This window comes from Allobosea sp. FG18 (assembly GCF_057809495.1).
In genome coordinates, this window is the sequence record NZ_JBMDKB010000049.1 from 1 (window position 1) to 14,464 (window position 14,464).

Here is a 14,464-nt window from a genome sequence, read left to right on the forward strand (position 1 = left end):
AACAGGTGGCCGGCTTCGTTTCGGAATCAATGGCCGGCTTCATCGGAATACGCAACCAGAATGCTTATGACTTGGGTCGGGCGTAGAAGGTCGCTTGCGGGTCAATTTTGTCCAACCCAGGGATCGGCGCGCCGGATGCCTTCACAAATGCGATCTCGTGCTTCATGTCATCGGTTGTGACGTCGCGATAACGCCAAGCGCCCTTTTCCGCTTCGAAGAGCAGATCCATCGCGTCCGCCTCGACGGTCGGATATAGTCGCGCAAGCGACGCGCGAACTTCCTTCGGCGAGCTCTGGAGCGAATCCGAGAAGTCTTTGTAGGCGTCGAGAATTCGCGCCATTAGCTCCGGATTGGCGTCAGCAAAGGGGCGCAGGACGTTGAGGCCAGTCGCGCCTCTGGGCACGTTGTCATCCGGAAGTTCGCCTCGAGGCGCGCTTACCCAGTCGACACCCACGCCGCGGGTGACCGAAGTTCCCCAGACGGGCGCGCTTGCGATGTATCCCTTCACCGCGCCGGATTCGAGTGCTGCGACCATCGCAGGCTGACCCATATAGACGAAGGACGGCTTGATTCCGACCGTCTCGGCGGCCCCCCTGAAGGAGGCAGTCAGCGCCGACGTTGCGCTCACGCTGGCGATTGGAACGCCTTTCAGGACCTGCAAGCGATCGCGAAGTGGCGCGGACCTAGCGATCCCGCTTTTCTCGATTAGCTCCTTGGACATAATCAAGGTGCCCGATTGGCCCCAATAGCAGTTTGTCAGGAGGACGACGGGTTGCCCCCGTCCTTGGGCGGCAACCAATTCGCCGGGGCCGCCGAGAACCAACTGCACTGACCCGGAGAGGAGCGCCGCGGTGATATTGCTGCCGCTCTCCATAATCGGGAGACTGAGCGTGAGGCCTTTCTTCCTGAAGCAACCCATGTCGACCGCCGCACGGAGCGAAGCGGTCGCGAAGCTCGTTGACGGAATCGGTACCGTGAACTCCCGCGAGCTGCTCTGTGCCCAAACGGCCGGGCTGAACAAAGTGGCGCTTATACCGGCGAGGACCTGCTTACGGTTCAAGGTGAACAAGCCGGCGTGCGGGGGGGCGGCGTTAGCCCGAGTACGACAGTTGTCCATGATTCCCTCCGGCAGTCCGAGTGCGCCCGCCCGCGTGCAGGTGCCCAGATCATTTGCTCGTCCAGGCTCGTTAGCTTCGGTCAGAGCATATTTTTGGGAGCCAAGGCCGGCTCCTAGGGGAATTACGGTCGATTGCGCGTGGGGCGTTGTCCAATTCGATTATCCGCAAACGGGCATCGCAATTTTCGGATAACTGCCCGTTGCCGCCCGAGAGGCCGCGGACCGAGACAGCAGGTTCGTCGCTCAAAAAAGATCGAGGAAGAGGCGACCCAGCCCGGTTGGCGCGGCAGGTTTCATGTGAACCGTTGGAGTGCCAGCCCCCAACTTGCTCGGCTTGATTGAAGTGCTGAGCCAGTCCTGCGCGGCGTCAGGGGGTGCCGTAGAGACGATGATCCGATTTGATGATCACCGCTTGCCGAAAAACGAAATGGACAGAAATGGCGCGGTCAGTAGCGTTTCTGGCAATAAAATTAAGGGAAAAGGCAACCTGGGAGGGTAAAAATGCTCAAGCTGCTAACGTTCGTCGGTGCGCTGTTGATCACCGTGTCTTCAGGTATGGCGCAGGAATTTCCGAAAAAGCAGCCAATCAAAATCGTTGTCGCTGCCAATCCTGGGGCCGGTACGGATGTGATGGCTCGGATCACGGCCGAGTTTCTCCAGCGTCGGCTCGGGCAGGCGGTTGTCGTCGAAAACAGGCCAGGGGCCTCGACGGTGATCGCAGTTGATTACGTCTCAAAGGCGGCTCCGGACGGCTACACCCTTCTGTTCACGTCATCCGACTTTCCGCTTGTTCCGGCGGTGCGCGAAAACCTCCCTTACAAGTACGATCAATTTACCTACCTGATCCGGCCGTTCAATATTTCGACGTTGACGGTCGTGAATCCGGGTTCTCCCTTCACAACGATCCAGGACATGGTGGCCTTCATGAAGGCCAATCCGGGTAAGCTGCGTTATGGCAGCACAGGCGTGGGGGCGGTTGTGCATCTGGGCATCGCCATGCTCGAAAGTACTGCTGGGGCGAAAGGCACGCATATTCCCTACACGGGTTCCGCGCCGATTTTCCAAGACATGCTTGCGGGCAATGTCGAAATGACCCAGTCGGGATTGCCGTTCCCGGACTCTCTCAAGGTGCTCGCGGCAAACGGGGCCGAGCGCCATCCAGCCTTTCCGAACGTGCCGACATTGAAAGAAGCGGGACTGGAGGGAGCAACGTGGAATCTTTGGTGGGGCTTTGTAGCACCGCCCAAGTTGCCTAAAGCAATTGGCGATAAGCTGACCGAAGAACTCGCCGCCGTTTACAAGGATCCGGAGGCGATTGCGAAGTTTGTGGCCGCGACAAAGAACACGCCCGTGCCGGACCCTCTGATTGGTGAGGCCTTTAAGCAGCATTCGCTGGTCGAAAACAAGAACTGGAAGGCGCTTGTCGAGCGCGAGAAAATCGCCGTTCAGTAATTGCTGCGTTGCGGCGCAGCCGCTTTTCAGATTCCGATCGAAGGTTGGCGGGGTCTCTCCTCGCCAGCCGATTGTTGATCAATGACGTCGGCTGTGTGTGATGCCAGAGGTCGTCCGGCAACTTCAATTCGGGCAGTTATGAAAGGCTTAGGCCCGAGTCCCTGAGCCTTATTGTCGCAAAAATACCAATACAAATAAGGGGCTAGGTCGTGCTTCGGATCAGAAATATCGGCGACGTGCTACTGGGCGCATTCATAATTTTGACCGCGATTGTTGCCTTGTGGTTGGTTTGGAATCTTTCGAGTTCTGCGGCGGTAGGGCTGGGCCCAGGATACATTCCAAAACTACTGGCAGTTATTTTGATCGGCCTCGGCCTTGCGGTCGCGCTGCAGGGGTTCTTGAGCCCCGGCGAGAAAGAGGCACCTTGGCAGCTGCGCCCGCTTGCGCTGATCTTGGCCTCAATAGCGTTCTTTGCACTGACGATCGAGCGGCTTGGTCTCGTCGTGGCTTTGACTGGCCTTGTGCTCATTGGCTGTGCCGCGAACCGCGACACGAAAATCACGGAAGCCTTGGCTCTGGCTTTGGGCACAGTTGTATTTTCGGTTCTGGTTTTTGTGCATGGCCTTGGGCAGACGATGCTTGTTTGGCCACCGATCTGGGGAGGCAACTGATGGACCTTCTCGCTAGTCTATCAGGCCTGATGCATGGCCTCGGCATCGCGTTGCAATTCGATAATCTTCTGTACGGCGCGATTGGCTGCCTGCTTGGCACAATGATTGGGGTCTTACCCGGTATCGGGCCTCTGAATGCGATCGCGATGCTCTTGCCGATCAGCTTTTACCTGACGCCGGTTTCCGCGCTGATTATGCTGGCGGGGATGTACTACGGTGCCCAGTTCGGGGGATCGACGACTTCGATTTTGGTGAAGATGCCCGGTGAAATGTCGTCGGCCATCACGTGTCTCGATGGTCACGAGATGGCGCGTCAGGGCCGGGCCGGGCCGGCATTGGCGGTGGCAGCGCTGGGGTCGGTATTTGCTGGAATCGCCGCCACACTGGTGATTGCTCTTTTTGCTCCGCCCCTCGCTCAGGTCGCTCTCCTATTCGGACCTGCCGAATATTTCTCGCTTATGATTCTGGGCCTGATCGCGGCAATCGTGCTGGCTCACGGATCCGTCCTGAAAGCCCTGGCAATGCTCGTCCTCGGACTTCTGCTGGGGACGGTGGGGATCGACGTAGCCTCTGGTGCGTTCCGGATGACGCTCGGAATTCCTGAGTTGGCGGACGGGATTGGGATCGTGCCGATAGCGATGGGGCTCTTTGGCGTTGGCGAGATCATCACGAATCTCGAAGACAAGGAACGGCAGATTTCCGTCAAAGACCGCATCACCCACCTCTGGCCCTCCCGCGACGATTTTCGCCGCTGCTGGCCGGTTGTGCTTCGTGCAACTGGTCTCGGTTCACTCCTTGGCCTATTGCCGGGCGGCGGGGCAATGCTCTCATCATTCGCTGCATACGCGCTCGAAAAGAGGTTGGCCGACGATCCCTCGCGGTTTGGTCGTGGTGCAGTTGAGGGCGTCGCAGCTCCTGAGAGTGCGAACAACGCAGGCGCTCAGACGTCGTTCATTCCGCTTCTGACGCTGGGTATTCCGTCCAACGCAATCATCGCGCTGATGGCGGGCGCGATGATGATACATGGAATTATGCCGGGTCCCCAGGTTATGACTGAAAAGCCGGACTTGTTCTGGGGCCTGATCGCATCAATGTTGGTCGGCAACGTCATGCTGCTGATCATCAATCTCCCGCTGGTCGGTATTTGGGTTCAGCTACTGAAGATTCCCTATCGGCTGTTTTACCCGCTGATCCTTGCATTCATGTGCATTGGAGCGTACACGATCAACAATGTTGGCTTTGATGTCATCTTTCTCGTGATTTTCGGGCTGGTGAGCTACCTGTTCATTAAATGGAAATGCGAGCCGGCACCGCTTTTACTGGCTTTTGTGCTTTCGCCTATTCTCGAACAAAACTTTAAGCGTGCGCTGCAAATTTCGTATGGCGACCCTACGATATTCGTCAGGAAGCCCATTAGTCTTGCTCTTTTAATTGCTGCAACCGCGATCCTGATGCTGGTTTTGCTGCCGGTCTTCAGAAAGGGGCGCGAGGTGGCATTTCAAGAACAGGATTGAGTACGAACGGCCGAGACAGCGGTGGAAGCCTGTTGCTCGCGCTTATGCCAGGTGAGGGCGGGGCGTCGGTCAATGCCGACCTATTCGCGGGCCGATCAGCGCGATGGCGAGGCTTCGTCGAGGAGCGCGAGATCTCGCCAGCCATTCCGGGACGAATTATCCTTGCAATCATGGAGTTTGACTCCGGATTTGCGAGGATCATTCAGCCGCTCGATAGCGACAGGCCGGGCTAAGAGGCAACGGGTTGCGTCCGCTAGGCGGTTGTCCGCGCAGAGACGTCATTTTGGTGCAGCCCCGTTCTTCGGCGGGAAGCGCCGGAAGCCGGTTAAGCGTCGAAGGCGAAATCGAATTCCGCCCCAACAAACTCAAGCTCGGTTGTAGTTCTGAGGCATGCTGTATTCGAAGAAGGGTAGGGGATTCAGGGACGATCGGGCGCAGCTACCTGGATCAGTTTCCACATGGCTGACCTCATTCAGCATCATCGTCATGCGACTGGCGTCGTCGTAGCGGGGCCAATACGGGATCAGAGAATTGTTCGGATCACCATGGCGCGCAAAACTCGACCAAGTTTCAATCATCATCTCGGTCATGCCTGGAATGGACGGCCCATGTCCAAGGAGCTCCCGCGCGACCTCTGCCGTTCCAAAGATGAACGGTACTTCGGCGCAATGAGGAGATTTCAGCAAGCCATCCCAAACAGGAGTGCGCCAGTCAAACATGTAGGTGTAGACTGGCGCTTGGCCGTTCACAGCTTGTAGCGCGGCCTCACGCAGCGTCCCGCGCACGTAGGCATAGTCTGAAGTGATGGAAGCAAGCAGATCACTCGGCGAGGCCTTAGGATCTCGCGTCTGGTAAGAGTCAAAAATCCTTTTGGTTTCGTGCATGTCGGTTCGCAAGAATCTACTTGTTCGCCGGCGTGCCTCGCCGAAATCCAGGAAAAAATTCGCCCGGTTCGATGCAAGTACCAAGCGGGTTTCCGTTGATGTGCATCCGGCCATAAAGGGAATATTGGCGGAGATGGCGGGAGCGTCCGGATCGAACGGGTGACGCTGAAAGACCAAGCCATCTAGAGTCGGCCGATAGCGACGAGGCGCGTCCGCGAGCGCTTTGATGAAGTGCTCCATCGGGACTGCCTGCAGAGCTTCACCGCTAAGTCGAGCCACCCCGAGTTGCGCCGCGAGGCCATGGGCAAGTTCATCTGCCTCGCTCGTTTCAGCTAGCTTCAGGCTGCCGCTGCAACTCTGGGCGATCGCCTTGTGAAAGAGGCCCTGAGCTCGTGGAGCAGCCATAAGCGCGCTGACTTTGCCGCCGCCTCCTGATTGCCCGAAGATCGTTACGTTGTCGCGGTCCCCGCCGAACGCCGCCGCATTCTCACGAACCCATTCGAGGGCTGCAATAAGATCGAGGACCCCGGCATTCGCCGAGTAGGCAAATCGCTCGTCCCCGTCGGTGATCCTTAGGTGGCCAAACAGGCTTAGCCGGTGATTGATCGTGACCACCATGACTTCGCCGCGTTGGGCCAAAGCGCTCCCATTCAGGCCTGGGGACGTTCCAGCAAATACCGACCACCCACCTCCATGCAGCCAGACCATAACGGGCAGCAATTTGTCCTTGCGAGGCGCGGGGGCGAATACGTTGAGCTTCAAACAATCCTCGCTCATCGTCTCGAAGGCGCCGTACCAATCTAGTAGGCGGCTGGCAGGCCGCGGCTCTTGTGGCGATGCGCACCCATTATCAAGCGTATCTCGAACGCCTGCCCATGGAGGAGCAGGCTGTGGCGGCAGAAACCGGTTCTTCCCCTCCGTTGAAGCCGCATAGGGGATTCCCCTGTAGATCTGCACACCATTTACGAGCGCGCCCCGGATCCGACCAAGGGATGTCTCGACAACAGGTTCTCCGGATACGCCTTGAGGGCCTTTCTCCAAAGTCATGTCCCCTTTTTTGCCTACTTCGATCAGAGAGGCTTTCAATCGCGGTGGCTGCAAAGGCGACCCGGTAAATCGCCTGGCCCCGGGCGCCCTGACGTGCGTCGTCAGAGCGCCGGCTGACGTCCGACGGTGCATTTATAATCGGGAGCGATGCGCCAGGCTGTTCGGGATTCCCGATTACCGCTTGCGTGAATCGCAATTAGACGAGCTGTTCCTGTCGAGATAGGTCAGATTGGCGGTAGTTTAAGCGGCCCTCGGCCGTGTCCGTGATACTGACGAAAAATCACAAAAAGAAATAAATGCGCTCTGCCTTCAACGCAGGGAGATGGTGCCGAACTATGAAGGCTCATTCGCAGCGCAAAGCGTTTAACGCGATCGTAAATACCGTAATTTACGTTATATTTTCCGGTGATTAATGTTCCTTTATTTAATAATATAGCTTTACGAAATTTGTGTAGCCTCATTTTCTGATATTTTCTTAAGAAAAAGACGCAAAATAGCTCGTTTAATGACACTCAAGGAGGAGATAAAAGACGATGGGGAATGCTTTTGACGAGATTCCTGGCGAGGAGGATGTTTATCAGGTCTTCGCCATGTGTTTTTGTAAGGTAAAGCGTACCTCGAATGACCTTTTTATGTTCAGAGACATCCACGATAGCGCCATGTCGATGGATTATAATTTATGGATAATTAGAAGCAGGTCTCGAACCATTTTAGTTGACACCGGAATTAGCCCGCGAGCCGGTCGCGAAAGGTCGCGCCCTTTGGCCTTCGACCCACTCGACGGTTTGAGCCGCATCGGAATTGATCTGAACGAGATCAAGGACATCATTATTACGCATTTGCATTATGACCATGCCGGTAACATCGGTCGGTTTCCGAACGCGCGGTTCCACATCCAGGACGCTGAGGTGGCATTTGCTACTGGAAGATGCATGTGCGACGCCCATCATCGCGGACCATTCGACGTCGAGGATGTGGTCACCTTAGTCCGGCATACCTATGCCGACCGCGTGGTCTTCCATGACGGTGATGCGGAGCTATTTCCCGGTATCACTTTACATGCCTTCCCCGGGCATAGTGCGGCCGTCCAGGCTGTGAGAGTTATGACAAATCGAGGGTGGGTCGTCCTCGCCTCTGATGCCTCGCACTTCTACGCCAACGTTCTGGATCACCGGCCCTGCATCATAACGCTCGATAGCGCCAAGACGATTGAGTCCTACCGTCGTTTGGAGCACCTGGCAGGGGGTATAGATCGGCTCATTCCGGGTCACGATCCAAAGGTTCGCGCGTTCTATCCCAAAATTTCCGTAGGGGGGATCGAGTTGGTCGCTCTGCACGAACAACCGGCATTCTGCGATCCGCAAGCGCTTGCGCGAACCGACAATTATGATCCGGCCTGGTTTGACTCGAAATAGGTTTCAAGCGCGGGCACAGCCATCAATCGCCGCCAATCGCGGCCCGACCGCCAGCGGGACCGAGCCCCGCCGCTCACGCGGCAACCGCTTGCGCTTGTAGTCGCACTCGTAATGATTCCCAAAGAAAGGGCGCGCCCAACCAAGTTGAGCGCGCCCGTTTTTCGATTCAGAGCAGATCGCGCGACGTCCGGCAGATCAACTTTCTTTGAATGCTTCCTCGCGGGTGCTGCTGAAAGACGGCAGGAAGACCAGCGCGAGCAGGAGCGCAGCGATCACGAGCATCGTCGCGCTGATGGGACGCGTGACCAGCACTGTCGGATCACCCTTGGCGATGAGCAGCGCGCGACGCAGGTACTCCTCCATCATGGGCCCGAGGATGTACCCGAGCAGCATAGGCGCGGGTTCAGCGTCGAGCTTCTTGAATATGTAGCCGAGCGCGCCGAACACGACCATCAGGTAGATATCGAATGTCGAGTTCGACAGGGAGAACACACCGATCACACAGAAAACCAGGATCATTGGGAAGAGCAGATGATAGGGCACCGAGATCATCTTCACCCAAATCCCGATGAGCGGGAGGTTGAGGATCAGGAGCATCAGGTTGCCGACCCACATCGAGGCGATGAGGCCCCAGAAAAGCGTGGGCTGCTCAGTGATGACGCTGGGGCCCGGTTGGATGCCCTGGATGATCATCGCGCCGATCATCAGCGCCATGACCGGGTTCGACGGAATGCCCAGTGTGAGCATCGGGATAAATGACATCTGAGCGCCGGCGTTGTTGGCACTCTCCGGTGCTGCAACGCCTTCCACTGCGCCTTTGCCGAACTCGTGCCTGTTCTTGGAAACCTTCTTTTCGAGCGCGTAGGCTCCGAAAGAGGCTAGGGTCGCGCCACCGCCCGGAAGGATGCCCAGGAATGACCCCAGCGCAGTTCCGCGCAGGGTCGGGGCGATCATGCGTCGGAAGTCCTCACGGGTTGGAAATAGGCCTGTGACTTTGGCGGCCAATGTCTCACGAGAGCCTTGATGTTCGAGGTTGGCGATGATCTCGCCAATTCCAAACACGCCCATGGCCACGATGACGAAATTGATCCCGTCGCTAAGCTCCGGCATGTCAAAGGAGTACCGCTGTGCTCCAGAGTTGACGTCGGTGCCGACCAGACCCAGCAGCAGACCAAAAACGATCATGCCGAGCGCGTGGAGGATCGAGCCGTTCGCAAGAACGATCGAAGCTACCAAGCCCAACACCATAAGCGAAAAGTACTCAGCAGGACCGAAGCGCAGCGCCAATTCGGCGAGCGGGGGAGCAAAGAGGGCGATCATGAGCGTGCAGACCGTCCCAGCGAAAAGCGAGGCGATCGCGGCAATCGCCAGAGCTCGGCCGGCTTTGCCTTGGCGAGCCATCTGGTAACCGTCCAGGGCTGTGACAACCGAGGACGTCTCACCAGGTAGATTGACGAGAATTGCCGTCGTTGAGCCGCCGTATTGCGCGCCATAGAAGATGCCGGCGAGCATGATCAGCGCGGCTAGGGGTGGTAGGCCAAAGGTTGCGGGAAGAAGCATTGCGATGGTCGCTGTCGGCCCAAGCCCGGGCAGCACACCAATGGCGGTTCCGAGAAAGCAGCCAACCAGACACCACCACAGGTTCTGCAGTGTCATGGCCGCGGTCAGGCCGAGGAGAAGGTTGTCGAGAAGTTCCATGATCGTTCACCGCAGCCAGGGGAAGATGGGGCCGAGCGTTGGCTCAAGCCAAGTGCCCAGCAGCGGGATCGGAACGCCCAGGCCTTTCACGAAGACCAGGCCACAGACGATGATCAGGCCAACGAGGCCCAGAGCGATCTTGGGATCGAAGCGGAACTGATCGCTGGCGGCGGCGCTCATAACACAGAGCACGACGAGCCCAGCGGCTAAGCCGAGCCGAGGGATGATGAAGCCGAAGAGGGCACACGCGCCAAGCACGAGGAGGAGCGGAGTGAAAGCTAGGCCCGACACTGGGGGACCCTCGACCAGGAAAGATCGAACGAGGGATGCGATACCCAAAAGCAGCAGAATTACCGCCAGTACCTTCGGGAAATAGCCCGGGCCCATGCGACCTGCCGTTCCCATCGGATACTCGGAGCCGAACCAGAGCGCGGCGATACCGACCATCACGTAAATGAGACCTGTCCAGAAATCCTTTGGCCCTTTCACGACCGTTTCCATAAGCGTTTCCTCGACTGCCGGTGGTCCGGCTTACTGATTGACTTATAATCACCTGCGGCGGCTTTCGCCGCGCAAACGATCCCACGCCGAGGCCGTGAGGGCAGAGCGGCCATGACGGTCGCGGCGTGGGGCGGGAGGATCGGGGAGGGCACCTAGAGTGTCCATCCGCCTTTTTAGATTACGGCCTGCATGAAATCGCGATAGTCGTCCAAAAGGTGCTATCAAAGCCTAGGGGGACCACGGCGCGATTCTCAGAAGCCAGAATCAGCGCGGTGTCTCCTTCGCTAGCTCCTCGCCGAGCTTGAGAAGGTGAGGCAGCCGATAAACACGGCAGGCGGTTCCGAAGAACACGTCGGCGCGCTCCTGTTGTGACCAGCCCTTTGAAACCAATTTGAACGCGTTCCAGAGGCTGGCGTAGCTCGTCGACTGCTTATCGACGGGGAAATTACTTTCGAACATGCACCTGTTGGTGCCGAAGGCATCGATGCTCGTCTCGATATAAATCCGCCAAGCTTCCGCGAGCTCAGCGGAGCCGGGAGGCTTAGGCCAATGCTCAAAGCCGAAGCCGAACAATGGCATGCCCATCCCCCCGATCTTCATGAAGACATTCGGGCGCTCTGCCAGTGCCTGCATTCCCCGCTCCCACTCGGCCATGACCTCCGCGTGCCGGCTCCGGAACTCGGCAACGCCAATGGGGCCCGCCATGTGATCGACGACGACCGGGGTATCGGGAAACGCATCGACCAGGTCGATAAGTTCGGCGAACTGCGTGTGATAGATCCAGCTATCAAAGCTGAAATCGAAATCGCGAAGTTTGGCGAAACCCTCGCGGAATTGGTTGTCGGCGAGGAGCTCTGGCTTGCGCAGGCTAGGGCTGTACTTTCCCACTATGCCCTCGACTGTCGCGGTCCGTTGGCGCAAGCCCTTCACCCGTCCGCGACCTGCTTCGACATGTGCCGCAAGCACCTCTTCCACGGCAGCGCCGAGGCCCAAATCGGCGTGACAGACAATGCCCGCCGCAAAATCGCAGCTTCCGAATTCCGTTGGCAGAGGCTGCTGGGACAAGCCGACGATCATCTCCGTCTCACCGACGGGACGTTGTTCTTCCGGCCCCGATGTCCTCCAGCCCGAATCATAGGCTTCGACGTAAACGGTGCCGATCACACGATGACCGCAGTTCAGATCGCTTTGCAGATCCTCGCGTCGGTAATATAGCCGGTCATGCGGCCCGCCGAACAAGTGATGGTGTGGATCGACGATAGGAAATTTCGGGTCAATCGGCTCGACCGGAGCCTCCTGCTTCATCCAAGCGGCAACCTCCGACGTACTTCTAGGCTGGTTGCCCCGAAAGTCGTCGAGATTTCCTCGGTCATGAATTCGAGCCGGTTGGCTATTCGACATGATCTGCCTCCCTAGTGGCGCGATTGTTCAAATTTCGCCTTCAAGCAGTCCGCGCCGGGCTTGGTTATTTTTGATGAGGCATAGTTCAATGCCGCGCTGAAAATGCTGTCAATGGCGTGATCTTCTTTCGATTTTCGTGATTCCCGCCTGCGGGAAATCGCGATGGACACGATGTTGAAGAAGGGTAGCTTCCGCCTGATGGTCTCACTTTGACCGCAGCGAAATGAAGGGGATGGCGGGCATCTTCTTCAGCGACCGTCTGCGGGGAACCGGTGATGCCCAAGCTTGTCAGGCAATCCGTCCCTCATTTGTGGTTGGACGACGCGGGGAGCGTACGGCTTCGGCTGTGACATCTCGGCGCCGATTTCAGCACGAGTGGACGAAGGAGGTACCTCATGAACGCCCCCGTCGAACATCCGCTCCCATCGTTCCTCCACCAGCCGAACAAGCTCCTTTGGATCGATGGAAACTGGCGCGCTCCGGTTGGTGGGGAATCTATTGATACCTTCAACCCGTCGACTGGGCGGAAGCTGGCAACTCTCGCTAGGGGACGGGAGGCTGATGTCGATGCTGCAGTGGCGGCTGCACGGAAGGCATTTCATGGGCCTTGGAGCCGCTTCACGCCCGCACAAAGGCAACAAGTTTTAGTCCGCTTTGCAGAGCTCTACGAAAAGCATTTCGAAGAGCTCACTATGTTGGAATCGATGGACATGGGTGCGCCGCTGTTCTCGCGGCTTCGCGCGGCGAAGAACAGCGCAATCCAGAACATCCTCTACTATTCCAGCCAGGCGCGATCGATCCACGGGGACACCATCCCCAACTCGCTACCTGGCACCGTGACGACCATGGTGCTGAAGGCGCCTGTCGGTGTGGTCGGCGGCATCGTGCCTTGGAACGGGCCTCTGAACAGCCAATTGTACGTGCTGGGGCCGGTTCTGGCGACCGGATGCACGACAGTTTTGAAGCCAGCCGAAGATGCCTCATTGAGCATTCTACGGACGGCGGAGTTGTTGCAGGAAGCTGGTGTCCCCCCAGGGGTCGTGAACGTGGTGACGGGGTACGGCTTTGAAGCTGGTGCTGCGCTAGCTGCTCACCCCGACGTCGACCGCGTCGCCTTCACGGGCTCGACCGCCACTGGGCGGGAAATCATCAAGGCTTCCGCGGTGAACATGAAGCGCATCCAGCTGGAGCTCGGCGGGAAGTCCCCGGACATCGTCTTTGCGGACGCGGACCTCGACAAGGCCGTGCCCGGGGTGGCCAACGGCGTCTACAACAACAGTGGTCAAATCTGCTTTGCCGGCACCCGTGTTTTTGTGCAGCGCGCGGTCCACGAGGAGTTCCTGGAGCGTATGGGGGCCTACACTCGCACGATAAAGGTCGGCGATCCGATGGATCCAGACACCAAGTTGGGTCCGCTGATCTCGCACAAGCAGCTCGAACGCGTGCTCGGCTACGTGAGCAAGGGCGGCGAAGAGGGGGCCCGATTGGTCGCCGGCGGAAAGCGGCTGGGAGGCGAACTCTCGGAAGGCTTCTTCATCGAGCCGACCGTTTTCGGCGATGTCGCAAACTCGATGACAATTGCGAGGGAAGAGATTTTTGGGCCTGTCGCCGCAGTGATCCCCTTTGACACGGTCGAGGAAGCCCTGGAACTGGGGAATGCCACCGAGTACGGCTTGGGCAGCGGTGTCTGGTCAACGAATGTGAACACCATCTTCAAGATGGTCCACGGCCTGCAGGCGGGAACGGTCTGGGTCAATTGTTACGGTATGCTTGACCCTGCGGTAGGCTTCGGCGGGTACAAGCAGAGCGGTTATGGCTGGAAGGGCGGGCCCTCCCAGATCGACGGTTATCTCTATCAGAAGGCGGCATACATCAACGTCAGCTGAGGTTGGTCTGCCGCTCGGGATCGCCCGGTCAGATCATCTCAGCAAGCGTGTGGAGCTCTCTTTCTGGGCGCCAGCTCAAAGCCTGATGTCGTCGGCCACCGGGTGCGCCCGGGAAGGCCGACGACATTTCCTTTACGCAGTACGTGATGGGCGCTGTGTCGCCCGATAAGGTTGCCGGGGTTCCAAGTCCGCCAACGCTGAGCCGTGCTCCTTACCTTGACCTGGCGGCGGCCGTTCAGCCGCTCGCCTCGGAGGCACGTCTCAGGCCAAGCATCTTTTATCCCCGTAGCCTCCGATATCAGCCGGTACCGCTGATCGCCTCGAGACAATAGCATCGTCTCCGGAGCGCAGCGGCAGGTCGCGATTGTTCGCCCCTGCCTACTATCCCATCCGCTGTCAGAACCCCACCGATCGATAAGCACCGCGCTGGCGGCCGGTGACGGTTCCGGCCGCTGGCTGTTATCCGCGCGAGCTTCTGACGCGAGTGCGCGCCCCCCAGGCGGGCGTCCCACATCATGTCGCGCCATGCGCGTAACAATACCTCCGAAAAGCTGGGTGTGGGCTAGGGTCTAAACTCAACGGACGGATTGTGATTCAATTGGCTCATGGGAGAGGTAAGTTCCATGAGCCGCTTGTTCTGGTTGAATGACGAGCAGTGGTCGAAGATCGAGCCGCTGCTTCCGCATTATGGCAGCCCGCCTCGGGTCGACGACCGACGCATCCTGAGCGGCATCGTTCATGTGCTTCGGTGCGGCTGCCGCTGGTGCGACTGTCCGGCCGAATACGGCCCTTACACGACTGTCTACAATCGCTTCAATCGCTGGTCTGCGGATTCCGACGTGAAGCCGGCCGGCATTCCGATCAATATCCGGCCACCG

Annotated in this window: 11 protein-coding genes; 6 read left to right on the forward strand and 5 right to left on the reverse strand. The window is 58.3% G+C overall.

Annotated elements, in window-relative coordinates; all coding sequences use genetic code 11:
- Window positions 1-64: 64 nt before the first annotated feature.
- Complete coding sequence (locus ACODTJ_RS28310) at window positions 65-1,069, reverse strand: ABC transporter substrate-binding protein (protein WP_488851461.1); 1,005 nt, start codon at window positions 1,067-1,069, stop codon at window positions 65-67.
- Window positions 1,070-1,618: 549 nt separating this feature from the next.
- Between ACODTJ_RS28310 and ACODTJ_RS28315 the strand changes: the two genes are divergently transcribed.
- From ACODTJ_RS28315 to ACODTJ_RS28325, 3 genes are all read left to right on the forward strand, one after another.
- Complete coding sequence (locus ACODTJ_RS28315; protein WP_488851463.1) at window positions 1,619-2,569, forward strand: Bug family tripartite tricarboxylate transporter substrate binding protein; 951 nt, start codon at window positions 1,619-1,621, stop codon at window positions 2,567-2,569.
- A gap of 209 nt (window positions 2,570-2,778) precedes the next feature.
- On the forward strand, window positions 2,779-3,240 hold the full coding sequence (locus ACODTJ_RS28320) for a tripartite tricarboxylate transporter TctB family protein (protein WP_488851465.1): 462 nt from the start codon (window positions 2,779-2,781) through the stop codon (window positions 3,238-3,240).
- Window positions 3,240-4,754, forward strand: coding sequence for a tripartite tricarboxylate transporter permease (locus tag ACODTJ_RS28325; RefSeq protein ID WP_488851467.1), 1,515 nt, complete (start codon window positions 3,240-3,242; stop codon window positions 4,752-4,754). The genes ACODTJ_RS28320 and ACODTJ_RS28325 overlap by 1 nt, the downstream gene beginning before the upstream one ends.
- Before the next feature lie 365 nt (window positions 4,755-5,119).
- Here ACODTJ_RS28325 and ACODTJ_RS28330 read toward each other — a convergent pair whose 3' ends face one another.
- A complete protein-coding gene (locus ACODTJ_RS28330) occupies window positions 5,120-6,817 on the reverse strand; it encodes a carboxylesterase/lipase family protein (RefSeq protein WP_488851469.1) in 1,698 nt (565 codons plus the stop codon).
- A 401-nt stretch (window positions 6,818-7,218) separates the two neighbouring features.
- On the opposite strand from ACODTJ_RS28330, the gene ACODTJ_RS28335 reads away from it, so the two are divergent.
- Window positions 7,219-8,100 (forward strand): N-acyl homoserine lactonase family protein, encoded by an 882-nt coding sequence (locus tag ACODTJ_RS28335; RefSeq protein WP_488851471.1) that lies wholly within the window; start codon window positions 7,219-7,221, stop codon window positions 8,098-8,100.
- 195 nt (window positions 8,101-8,295) lie between these two features.
- Here ACODTJ_RS28335 and ACODTJ_RS28340 read toward each other — a convergent pair whose 3' ends face one another.
- The 3 genes from ACODTJ_RS28340 to ACODTJ_RS28350 form a co-directional block, all read right to left on the reverse strand.
- The gene (locus ACODTJ_RS28340; RefSeq protein WP_488851473.1) at window positions 8,296-9,798 is read right to left on the reverse strand and encodes a tripartite tricarboxylate transporter permease; all 1,503 of its coding nucleotides are present in this window, start codon (window positions 9,796-9,798) and stop codon (window positions 8,296-8,298) included.
- 6 nt (window positions 9,799-9,804) lie between these two features.
- On the reverse strand, window positions 9,805-10,299 hold the full coding sequence (locus tag ACODTJ_RS28345; protein WP_488851474.1) for a tripartite tricarboxylate transporter TctB family protein: 495 nt from the start codon (window positions 10,297-10,299) through the stop codon (window positions 9,805-9,807).
- Window positions 10,300-10,563: 264 nt separating this feature from the next.
- On the reverse strand, window positions 10,564-11,700 hold the full coding sequence (locus tag ACODTJ_RS28350) for an amidohydrolase family protein (protein WP_488851476.1): 1,137 nt from the start codon (window positions 11,698-11,700) through the stop codon (window positions 10,564-10,566).
- 395 nt (window positions 11,701-12,095) lie between these two features.
- Between ACODTJ_RS28350 and ACODTJ_RS28355 the strand changes: the two genes are divergently transcribed.
- The gene (locus tag ACODTJ_RS28355) at window positions 12,096-13,586 is read left to right on the forward strand and encodes an aldehyde dehydrogenase family protein (RefSeq protein ID WP_488851478.1); all 1,491 of its coding nucleotides are present in this window, start codon (window positions 12,096-12,098) and stop codon (window positions 13,584-13,586) included.
- A gap of 623 nt (window positions 13,587-14,209) precedes the next feature.
- Window positions 14,210-14,464 (forward strand): transposase (locus ACODTJ_RS28360; RefSeq protein ID WP_488851480.1); only part of this gene is annotated, 255 nt, incomplete at its 3' end.

What these genes read in the sequence shown, in the direction of transcription:
- ACODTJ_RS28345 (WP_488851474.1), bottom strand. Translation starts at nt 10,299, where the DNA reads ATGGAAACGGTCGTGAAAGGGCCAAAGGATTTCTGGACAGGTCTCATT.
- ACODTJ_RS28335 (WP_488851471.1), top strand. Translation starts at nt 7,219, where the DNA reads ATGGGGAATGCTTTTGACGAGATTCCTGGCGAGGAGGATGTTTATCAG.
- ACODTJ_RS28330 (WP_488851469.1), bottom strand. Translation starts at nt 6,817, where the DNA reads ATGCACCGTCGGACGTCAGCCGGCGCTCTGACGACGCACGTCAGGGCG.
- ACODTJ_RS28340 (WP_488851473.1), bottom strand. Translation starts at nt 9,798, where the DNA reads ATGGAACTTCTCGACAACCTTCTCCTCGGCCTGACCGCGGCCATGACA.
- ACODTJ_RS28350 (WP_488851476.1), bottom strand. Translation starts at nt 11,700, where the DNA reads ATGTCGAATAGCCAACCGGCTCGAATTCATGACCGAGGAAATCTCGAC.
- ACODTJ_RS28325 (WP_488851467.1), top strand. Translation starts at nt 3,240, where the DNA reads ATGGACCTTCTCGCTAGTCTATCAGGCCTGATGCATGGCCTCGGCATC.
- ACODTJ_RS28315 (WP_488851463.1), top strand. Translation starts at nt 1,619, where the DNA reads ATGCTCAAGCTGCTAACGTTCGTCGGTGCGCTGTTGATCACCGTGTCT.
- ACODTJ_RS28355 (WP_488851478.1), top strand. Translation starts at nt 12,096, where the DNA reads ATGAACGCCCCCGTCGAACATCCGCTCCCATCGTTCCTCCACCAGCCG.